Raw genomic sequence first — 10,734 nt, 5'->3', positions numbered from 1 at the left:
CGGCTTCAGGTTGATTCAGGTGAACAAAACGTATCGAGGAGTTTCCCGTGCAAGACAATAACGTGCTGGTCACCGACCATCGCTATGCGCACACCGCGCGATTCTGGCGCGACAGCCTTGCGCTCGTCACCGGCGCCTACCGGATCGCCGCACACGCCCCCAATCCGCAACCGGGCCGCCTGCTGTCCCGCACGGTGCCGCTCACGCCCGCGTCGCTCGACCTGCTGCGGCGCATCGGCGACGACGAGCTTGCCGAATTCACCGTCACGGCGGCGGGCATTGCGTTCCTGCTCTGGCAGACCTTCCGGACGCCCGTCACGGTGCTCGGCACGCCAGCGCTCGCCGGGCACGCGCCGGCCGGGGCCGGCACCATCCCGCTGATCATCGAGGTCCGCCCCGAGGAGCGCATCGAGGACTACCTGTCGCGCGTGGCGGGAATCGTCGAAGACAGCTATGCCGAGCCGCATTTCCCGCTGGAAACGCTGGTGCGCAACGAAAAGAATCTGGCGCTCGCACAGCTCACGAAGGTGTCGCTGGCGGACGATCGGGTACACCGCGCACCGACGGCGCAGGACGACGACCTGCAGCTGCACCTGCGGCTCGCGCGCGGCGAAATCGAGATCCGTCATGCCGGCGCGATCGAGCCTTTCGTCATGGACGGCTTCGCGGGCAGCCTCGCCGCGGTGCTGCAGGCATTCGAACACCTCGACCAGCCGGTGGGCGACATCGACGCGAGCCCGCCGGACGCACGCCGGCGGCTGGCCGCCTTCAACGAAACCGCGGCGGCCGGCCCCCGCCACCCGACGGTCGTCGACATGTTCGAAGCGCAGGTCACCCGTACGCCGACCGCACCGGCCCTCGTCACCGACAGTTCGCTGATGACCTACGCCGACCTGAATGCCCGGGCCAACAGCCTCGCGCATCAGTTGCGCGAACATCACGGCGTCGGGCCGGAATCGCTGGTCGGCATCATGCTCGAACGTTCCGAGTGGATGATCGTCGCGATTCTCGGCATCCTGAAGGCGGGGGCGGCGTTCGTGCCGCTGGACCCGGCCTATCCGGCCGAGCGGATCAATCACATCCTCGGCGACACCGGCCTGTCGCTGCTGGTGACCCAATCGAGCCAACTGGCGCAGTGGTACGAATTCTCCGGCGTGACGCTGCTGCTGGATCAGGAGCTCCCCAACTGGCCGCCGCTGCCGGACAATCCGCCGTGCCGCATCGAGCCGGCGCACCTTGCCTACGTGATCTATACGTCCGGTTCGACCGGGCGACCGAAAGGCTGCCTGCTCGAGCACCGGAACCTGGCCCACTACATCGCGTGGGCCGCCGGGTATTACTTTCCGGAAAGCACGGCCGGCAGTTTCGGCCTGTACAGCTCGCTGTGCTTCGATTTCACGCTGACCAACGTCTTCTGCCCGCTGGTGCGCGGCAAGACGCTGCGCATCTATCCGCAGTCGGAAAGCATCGACACCATCCTGGCCCGGATGTTCCAGCCCGGCAGCGGCGTCGACACCCTCAAGCTCACGCCGACCCACATCCACCTGCTGGAATACATGAACCTCGCACGCTCCGGCGTGCGCAAGGTGATCGTCGGCGGCGAGGAACTGGCGCCCCAGCATATCGCCACGCTGCGGAAGATCGATCCGGCGATCGAAATCTACAACGAGTACGGCCCCACCGAGGCGACGGTCGGCTGCATCGTCGAGCGCGTCGAGGACGTGCCGGCTTCGGTGCTGATCGGCCGGCCGATCGCCAACACCCGCGTGTACATGCTCGACGAAGCCCTGCGGCCGGTCCCGCTCGGCGTGCCGGGGGAAATCTGCCTCGCCGGCGCCGGCCTCGCGCGCGGCTATCACCAGCGCCCCGACGTCACCGCCGCGAAATTCGTCGAGCATCCGTTCCCCGGCGAGCAGCGCATCTATCGCACCGGCGACATCGGCCGCTGGCTGCCCGACGGACGGATCCAGTGCTATGGACGCGTCGACGACCAGGTCAAGATTCGCGGGCATCGGGTCGAACTCGGCGAGATCGAGGCCGCGATCACCGCGCACGAGGCGGTCGTCGGCGCGGCGGTCATGCTGCGCGAATCCGCCCACGGCGTGCGCAAGCTGGCGGCCTACGTCAAGGGATCCGACAATCTGAACGTGCCGGACCTCAGGGCGTTCCTCGCCGGGAAACTGCCGGACTACATGGTCCCGTCCGACATCGTCCCGATCGCCGAATTCCCGCTCAACGCCAACGGCAAGCTGGATCGCCCGGCGCTGCTGGCCATGGAGCCGGCCGCCGCGCCCGACGCGGCCAGCCCCGACGCCACGCCGGTCCAGCTCGAACTGTTGCGCATCTGGCACGACGTGCTCGACAACCCGGCCGTCGATCTCGCCGGCCGCTTCTTCGACTACGGCGGCGATTCGCTGCAGGCCATGCAGCTGGTGTCGAGAATCTGGGGCAGCTTCTCCGTCGAGATCGGCATCGACGCGATCTTCGAACTCCAGACCATCGGCGCGGTGTCCGACCTGATCGAGGCGTCGTCGCCCCACGCCGGTTCGACGGCCGGCAACATCGTGCCCCGCTCACGCGCGAACGACCTGCCGCTGTCCTTTCCGCAGCAGCGCCTGTGGTTCCTCGCGCAACTGGAAGGCCCGTCGGCCGCGTACAACATCTCGAGCGCGCTGCGCTTCGATGGCGAACTGGACGTCGCGCGCCTGCGAGCTGCCGTGTCCGGGATCAGCCGGCGTCACGAGATCCTGCGCACGACGTTTCCGGCCATCGACGGCCTCGGCGTCCAGCGCATCGCCCCGCCAGCGCCGGTCGCGCTCGACGTCGTCGACGTCGCCAGCGAGTCCGACGTGCTCGCGCTGCTCGCCGAAGAAGCCGACCGCCCGTTCGATCTCGCCGCCGGGCCGCTCTACCGCGTCGTGCTGTATCGCGTGCACGAGCGCCTGCACGTCTTCGGCATCGTGATGCATCACATCGTTTCGGATGCGTGGTCGTCAGGCATCCTCATCGGTGAGCTGGCCGCGCTCTATGCGGGCGAGTCGCTGCCGGAACTGCCGATCCAGTACGCGGACTACGCCGTGTGGCAGTACGAGCGCCTGGCGTCCACCGATACGCATCGGGAGCTGGCGCTCCTGAGCGCGGCGCTGACGGACGCGCCGGACCTGATCGCGCTGCCCACCGACCGTCCCCGGCCCGCCATCCAGCAGTTCCGCGGCGCGGTGCTGCCGTTCCGGCTGGACGGCGAGCGTGCCGAAGGCCTGCGCGCGATCGCGCGCGCGTCCGGCACCAGCACGTTCATGGTCGTGCTCGCCGCGTATGCGCTGCTTCTGTCGCGGTACAGCAACCAGCAGGACCTCGTCATCGGGTCGCCGATCGCCAATCGGCGCTCCAGCATGACCGAGCCGCTGATCGGCTTCTTCGCGAACATGCTCGCGCTGCGCGTGGACCTGTCGGGCAACCCGACCTTCGGCGAACTGCTGGCGCGCGTGAAGCGCGTCGCGCTGGACGGCTACAGCCGCCAGGAAATTCCGTTCGAACAGGTGGTGGACTCGCTGGATCTGGAACGCAACCTGAGCCGCACGCCGGTTTTCCAGGTCGTGTTCGCGTACGAGAAAGCGCAGCCCGAGACGGTGAGCTTCCCCGGTCTCGTGGCGACGCCGGTAGCGGTGGAGACCCACACCGCGAAGTTCGACCTCACACTCCATATCCAGGATGCCGACGACGGCCTGGCAGGCTCGCTGGAATACAACCTGGACCTGTTCGACGCCGCCACAATCGATCGCATGGCGGAACACTTCCGTGCGCTCGTCGATGCCGTGATCGCCGATCCGGACCGGCCGCTCGGCGGGCTGCCGCTGACGAGCGAAGCCGAGCGGAACCTGCTGACCGTCGAATGGAACCGGACCGAAACGGATTTCGGCGCAGCCGCCGCACAGCCGCTGCATCGACTGTTCGAACAGCAGGTCGAGCGCACGCCTGATGCCGTCGCCGCCGTCTACGACAACGACACGCTCACCTACGCCGAACTCAACGTCCGCGCCAACCGCCTTGCGCACCGGCTCATCGCGCTCGGCGTCGGGCCCGATGCCCTCGTCGGCGTCGCGATGGAGCGTTCGCTCGACATGATCGTCTCGCTCCTTGCGGTCCTCAAGGCCGGCGGCGCCTACGTCCCCGTCGATCCCGACTACCCCGCCGAGCGCGTGCGCTTCATGATCGACCACGCGCAGTTGCGCTGGATCCTCACCCAGCAGCATCTGCTAGCCGCGCTGCCCGATACCGACGCCGCGCTGATCGTCGTCGATTCCGATGCGCTTGCCCTCGATCCCGATGCGGTGGCCAACCCCGAGCCTGATCTGACCGGCGACAACCTCGCCTACATGATCTACACGTCCGGTTCCACCGGCCGACCCAAGGGTGCGCTCAACGCGCACCGCGCGATCACCAACCGCATCCTGTGGATGCAGCAGGCCTACGCGCTCGACGCAGACGACGCCGTCCTGCAGAAGACCCCGTTCAGCTTCGACGTGTCCGTCTGGGAATTCTTCTGGCCGCTCGTCACTGGCGCGCGACTCGTGTTCGCCCGCCCCGGCGGACAGCGCGAGACCGACTATCTGGTCGAACTCATCGAGCGCGAACGGATCACCACGATTCACTTCGTGCCGTCGATGCTGCGCGCCTTCCTCGACCAGCCGGACCTCGACGCGCACTGCGCGTCGCTGCGCCGCGTCGTGTGCAGCGGCGAGGCCCTGCCCCACGACCTGCAGCAGCGCTGCTTCGAGCGCCTCGACGTCGCGCTGACCAACCTCTACGGCCCCACCGAGGCCGCCGTCGACGTGAGCGCATGGGAGTGCCGGCGCGATGACCTGCACCGCATCGTCCCGATCGGGCGGCCCATCGCCAACACCCGCCTCTACATCGTCGATGCGCAGATGCAGCCCACCCCGCTCGGCGTGGCCGGCGAACTGCTGATCGGCGGTACGCCGGTCGGGCTCGGCTACCACGGCGAACCCGAACTGAGCGCCGAGAAGTTCATCGCCGATCCGTTCTCGAGCGATCCGCAGGCGCGCCTCTATCGCACCGGCGATCTGGCGCGCTACCGCGCCGACGGCAACATCGAATTCCTCGGTCGCATCGACCACCAGATCAAGCTGCGCGGCCTGCGTATCGAGCCGGGCGAAATCGAAGCCGCGCTGCGTACGCATCCGTCGGTCGACGACTGTGTCGTCATCGCCAAAACAGAAGGAATCCGAACGTTCCTGATCGCGTATGTCGCGGCTGCCACGCCGGACATCGCCGATCTTCGCGACTATCTGGGCGGCAAGCTCGCGGACTACATGGTGCCGTCGCAGTTCGTCGCGCTGGCGTCGTTGCCGATGCTGCCCAACGGCAAGATCAATCGCAAGGCGTTGCCCGCGCCCGCCGACACGATCGACGCGGCCCGGCCGCACGCGCCGGCCGTCAAGCCCCGGGAAATCCTGCTGGCCTCGATCTGGCAGGACGTGCTGCAACTGCCTTCCGTCGGCATCCACGACAATTTCTTCGAACTGGGCGGCGATTCGATCCTGAGCATTCAGGTGATCGCGCGCGCCAACCGGGCCGGATTGCGTGTGACGGCGAAACAGCTGTTCCAGTACCAGACGATCGCGCAGCTGGCCGCCGCGCCCGACGAACGGGCGACGCATGCGCCGAGCGTCAGCCCGCTGGGCGATGCGCCGCTCACCCCGGTGCAGCACTGGTTCTTCGAGCAGGAGACGGACGCGCCGTCGCAGTACAACCAGACGGTCCTGATCCAGGTGCCGGCGGATATCGACGCGTCGCGGCTCGCCGACGCATTCCGGCAAGTTCACGAACATCACGATGCGTTGCGCCTGCGCTTCTCGCACGACGCGGGCCGCTGGACCCAGGAAATCGTCGCCGGCGGCGAGGTGCCGGCGTGCTTCGCGAAGCAGGAGATCACCGGCGACGCCGGCGAGCGGCTGGCGGCGATGCGCGCGGCAGCTGCCGAAGCCGAACGCGGCATCGACATCACGCACGGCCCGCTGCTGGCAGCCCGGCTCTTCTGCATGGCCGGCGAGCCGCTCGCCCGCCTGTTCGTGTCGATCCACCACCTGGCGGTGGACGGCGTGTCATGGCGCGTGCTTCTCGAGGATCTGCATGCCGCCTACCACGGCGAGCCGTTGCCCGGGAAGACGACGTCGTTCCGCGAATGGGCCATGCATCTGCAGCAATTGAGCCGGTCGCCGGCCATCGGCGACGAAGCCTGCCTGTGGCACACCCTCGTCGCGCAGCCCGTCGAACCGATGCCGGTCGATTATCCGGCCGCGCGCGGGGCCGGCAACGGGGACAACAACGCGGTGGGCGACGCGGCATCGGTGTCGTTCGAGCTGGACGAAGCCGCCACGACCGCATTGCTGCGCCGGCTGCCGCGGGCCTACGACACCCGCATCAACGACGTGCTGCTCGCCGCGCTGGCGCAAGCCTGCAGCATGGTCACCGGCAACGCCCGCACCCGGATCGATCTCGAAAGCCACGGCCGCCACGTATCGGATGCGCCGTTCGACCTCACCCGGACGGTGGGCTGGTTCACGTCCATCTACCCGGTCGTGCTCGAGGCTGACGCGTGGCACACGCCGGAGGAAGCGCTGCGCACCGCACGGCAGCAGTTGCGCGACATTCCGGCCGACGGCTTCGGCTATTCGCTGCTGCGCTACCTGAGCCCCGACGACGCGGTGCGCGACAGCCTCGCCGCGCTGCCGAAGGCCGATATCCTCTTCAACTATCACGGGCAGCTCGACAGCGTGCTGCAGCAATCCGATGGCTGGCGTCCGGCCACCGAGGATCTCGGTTCGCTGCGCGCCGAACGGGAGCAGCGCACGCATGCGTTCGAGATCGTCGCCGCCGTTGCCGACGGCAGGCTTCAGGTGGACTGGCGCTACGGCGAGCGGCTCCACCGGCGGCAGACGGTCGAGAACCTGGCCGCGCACTTCAAGGACCGGTTGCTCGACTTCGCGGCGTCCGTCTCCGATACCGCATGGGACGACGTCGACGACAGCTACCCGCTCTCGTCGCTGCAGCAGGGCATTCTGTTCCATTCGCTGTACGACCTGGATCCCGCCGCCTATTTCCAGCAGTTCAGCTTTGTCGTCAGCGGGCCGCTCGAGGTGCCGGCGCTCCGGCAGGCGTGGGCCCATGCGCTCGAACGCCATCCCGTGTTGCGCACCGCGTTCGCGTGGGCCAATCGCGATCAGCCCGTCCAGACCGTGCTGCGCGCGGTCGACCTGCCGTGGACATGCCTCGACTGGCGTTCCCGCGACGCGTCCCGCCGCGCGCAGGACTTCGACGCGTTCCTCGCCGAGGACCGGCAGCGCGGCTTCGATCTTCAGCGCGCGCCGTTGTTCCGCTGCACGCTGATCCAGGAAACGGATATGCGCCATCGCTTCTGCTGGAGCGCGCACCACATCATTCTCGACGGCTGGAGCACCGCGACCCTGATGAAGGAAGTGTTCGACGACTACCTGTCGATCGTCCGCACCGGCGCGCCCGTGGTCGCGGCACCCGCGCCGGGTTACCGCACGTACATCGACTGGCTCGCGCATCATCCCCGCTCGGCCGACGAAGCCTGGTGGCGCGCCGAGCTGGCCGGGTTCCGCGCCGCCACGCCGATCGCGGCCAGTCCGGCCCGGCAGGTCGCCGGCGACGCCGCGCGCAGGACCCAGCAATTCCTGCTCGACGAAACCCTGACCGCGCGGCTGCATGCGCTCATGCGCACCCATCGCCTTACCCTCAACGTCCTGATACGCGCCGTCTGGGCATTGGTGCTGCGACGCCACGCCGGCACGGACGACGTCGTCTTCGGCGTCACCGTGTCCGGTCGCCCGCCGATGCTCGACGGCGTCGAGTCGATCGTGGGGCTGTTCATCAACACGCTGCCGTTGCGCTTGCGCATCGCGCCGGAGCGCCCGTTCGTCGAATGGCTGACGGCGGTCCATGCCGCGCAGGCGGCCATGGAGCCGCATTCGTACAGCTCGCTGGTCGACATCCAGTCATGGAGCGAGCTGGGTGCCCGCGACAGCCTGTTCGACAGCCTGCTGGTGTTCGAGAACTTCCCGGTTGCCGCCGCCCCCGATCTCGGGCCGGACGACATCGAGATCCTCGACACCCGCGCCTTCGCGGAATCGAATTACCCGCTGACGCTAACCGTGCATCCGAACGCGCGCATCGGCTTCGAGATTTCGCACGATGCGCACCGTGTCGCGCCCGACGTGGTGCGGCAGATGCTGGGCACTCTCCGCGCGTTGCTGGAACGGTTCGCCGCCGAGCCGGACCAGTTGACCGGCCAGCTCGCCGACGCGCCGGCCGCCGGCGGCCAGCCGGGCGTGCCGCGCGGCGCGGCCGATCACGCCGCCCCAGCCGTCCGGCCCGACACCGGCCCGGCCGCATGCGCCGTCGCGCCGACGGCGGACCAGCGCACGTTGCTGGAGATCTGGCAGCGGATCTTCAAGCGCGACGACATCACGGTCAGCGACAACTACTTCGATCTCGGCGGTCACTCGATCATCGCGATCCAGCTGATGGCCAACGTCGAGAAGGCGTTCGATCGCCGGCTGCCGATTTCCTGCCTCTTCGAGAATCCGACGATCGAGAAACTGGCGGCGGCGCTCGCGACGCGAGAACCGTCAGCGCCCACCGGCGGACTCGTGCCGATCCGCGACGGCGGTCCCGCCGCGCCGCTCTTCCTGCTGCCGGGCGCCGGCGGGAACGTGGTCTACTTCCACCCGCTCGCGAACCACCTGGCCGGAGCCCACGCGATCCACGGGCTGGAAGCACTCGGCCTCGACGGCACCTGCCTGCCGCTCACCCGCGTGGAAGACATCGCGGCCCGTCATATCGAACGCATCTGGCCGCTGGTGGGCGCGGGCCCTTACTACCTCGCGGGCCACTCGTTCGGCGCGCACGTGGCGCTCGAAATGAGCCGGCAGCTCGTCGCGAAGGGCGCGGTCGTGAAACTGCTGGCGATCTTCGACGCGTCCGCGCCCGTCGACGGCCCGGCCGCCACCTACTGGCGGGACTGGGATGACACCGAATGGCTGGTCGCGATCGCCCACGAAATCGGCACCTTCCTCGGGACCGACCTTCAGGTGACGCGAGACGACCTCGTTCCGCTCGATCCCGACGGCCAGGCCGGCCTGATCCTCGAGCGGATCGGCGCCCGCGGCAGCTGGTTCGCGGACGCCGGACCCGACCGCCTGCGCGCCTATCTGCGCGTCTATCAGGCCAACTTCAAGTCGCATTACGCACCGCAGGCGTCCCCGCTGCCCGTGCCGATCGCACTGTTCCGCAGTACCGAGCGCGATCCCGGCGACTACGATCCGTCGCCCGAGATCGCGCAGCTCCGCCTCGATCCGGCCTGGGGGTGGCCCCGCTTCTCGGCGCTCCCCGTCGAGGTGACGGACGTCCCCGGCGACCACCTGACCATGCTGCTCGATCCGCATGCGAGTGTCCTCGCTGCCCATGTCAATCAGTTTCTGGAAAAACAGCCCTCATGAAATCCACGCCGACGATCGACAACACTTTCGCCCGCAAGGTCTGCATCAACCTGGACCGCCGTCCCGACCGCTGGGACGCGATGCAACGAAAATTCGCCGAACAGGACATCCTCACGGTGGAACGGCTGCCCGCGGTCGATGCCAGGCTCGTGAGCGTGCCGGAATCCCTGAGCCACATGCGCCCGCAGGACTACGGCTGCACGATGAGCCATCTCGCCGCCGTGAAACAGGCGAAGGCCGACGGCGCGAGCGAAGTGCTGATCTTCGAGGACGACGCGTTCTTCGCCGCCGATTTCGCCGCGCGCTTCCCCGAGTTCATCACGCAGGTGCCGGACGACTGGCACATGCTGTTTCTGGGCGCGTACCACTTCGCGCCGCCCGTTCCCGTCGCACCGAACGTCGTGAAGACCGTGGAGACGCTCACCGCGCATGCGTACGTGGTCAGGAACTCGCTTTACGACGCGTTCATCGCGATCAACGAACACCCGCCGGCCATCAACGACCGCAACAACCTCGTGCTGCAGCAGACGTTCAATTGCTACTGCTTCGAGCCGAACCTGGTCGGACAGGAGTCCGGCTACTCCGACATCATGGATGAAGTCATGCCGGAAAAGCCGCTGACCTATTCCATGCCCATTCCGGATGGCTGGTAACGCCTGCGGCCCACGCTCGCTGCGACCCATCACTCGACAGGCCATTGAACATCATGCAAATCACTACCGTTGACCATGAAGCGGCGTTCGTCCAGGCCGCGCTGGATGCGCTTCACCGTGACCACAAGCTCGGCGAGGCGATTTCGCTGGCTTACGGGAAATGCGAATCGACCGCCGGCGTGATCGACCTGATCTTTCCGTTGATCACGAAGAAACTGCGGGTCGATTACATCCTCATGTACAGCATCGAGAGCAACCCCCGCACGCTCCTGCACTTTCTTCGACTGATCGAGTCGCAGCTGATCCGGAACGACAACTGGACGGCCGCATCGGTCGAGGCCGCGCTGCGTGGCGTGGCCGATTCCACGCGCGTCGGCTGGGACCGGGCGCAGCGCCTGCTGAAGTGCTGCATCCTGTTTTCCGATTCGCCGCTGGAAATCGTCGAAAGCATCACGTTTCTCGGCAGGCACGAAGCGTCATCGAGGTTGAGATCGGCGGCACACACCATCGAACTCAGTCACCTGGTCAACTGAGCC

The 10,734-nt window shown here is 67.7% G+C and carries 3 protein-coding genes; all 3 read left to right on the top strand.

Annotated elements, in window-relative coordinates; translation table 11 throughout:
• Nucleotides 1-47 precede the first annotated feature (47 nt).
• The 3 genes from AC5LXK_RS34140 to AC5LXK_RS34130 are packed head-to-tail and all read left to right on the top strand — an operon-like array spanning nt 48 to nt 10,731.
• A complete protein-coding gene (locus AC5LXK_RS34140) occupies nt 48-9,545 on the top strand; it encodes an amino acid adenylation domain-containing protein (protein WP_493395029.1) in 9,498 nt (3,165 codons plus the stop codon).
• Complete coding sequence (locus tag AC5LXK_RS34135) at nt 9,542-10,198, top strand: glycosyltransferase family 25 protein (protein ID WP_493395028.1); 657 nt, start codon at nt 9,542-9,544, stop codon at nt 10,196-10,198. The genes AC5LXK_RS34140 and AC5LXK_RS34135 overlap by 4 nt, the downstream gene beginning before the upstream one ends.
• Before the next feature lie 53 nt (nt 10,199-10,251).
• Nucleotides 10,252-10,731 carry a hypothetical protein gene (locus tag AC5LXK_RS34130; RefSeq protein ID WP_493395091.1) on the top strand — a complete coding sequence of 160 codons (480 nt, stop codon included), beginning with the start codon at nt 10,252-10,254 and terminating at the stop codon, nt 10,729-10,731.
• Nucleotides 10,732-10,734 lie beyond the last annotated feature (3 nt).

Source organism: Burkholderia pulmonis (assembly GCF_984667975.1).
Note: the sequence above shows the minus strand (reverse complement) of the source record. Positions and strands in the feature narration are given on the sequence as shown.

What these genes read in the sequence shown, in the direction of transcription:
- AC5LXK_RS34130 (WP_493395091.1), top strand. Translation starts at nt 10,252, where the DNA reads ATGCAAATCACTACCGTTGACCATGAAGCGGCGTTCGTCCAGGCCGCG.
- AC5LXK_RS34135 (WP_493395028.1), top strand. Translation starts at nt 9,542, where the DNA reads ATGAAATCCACGCCGACGATCGACAACACTTTCGCCCGCAAGGTCTGC.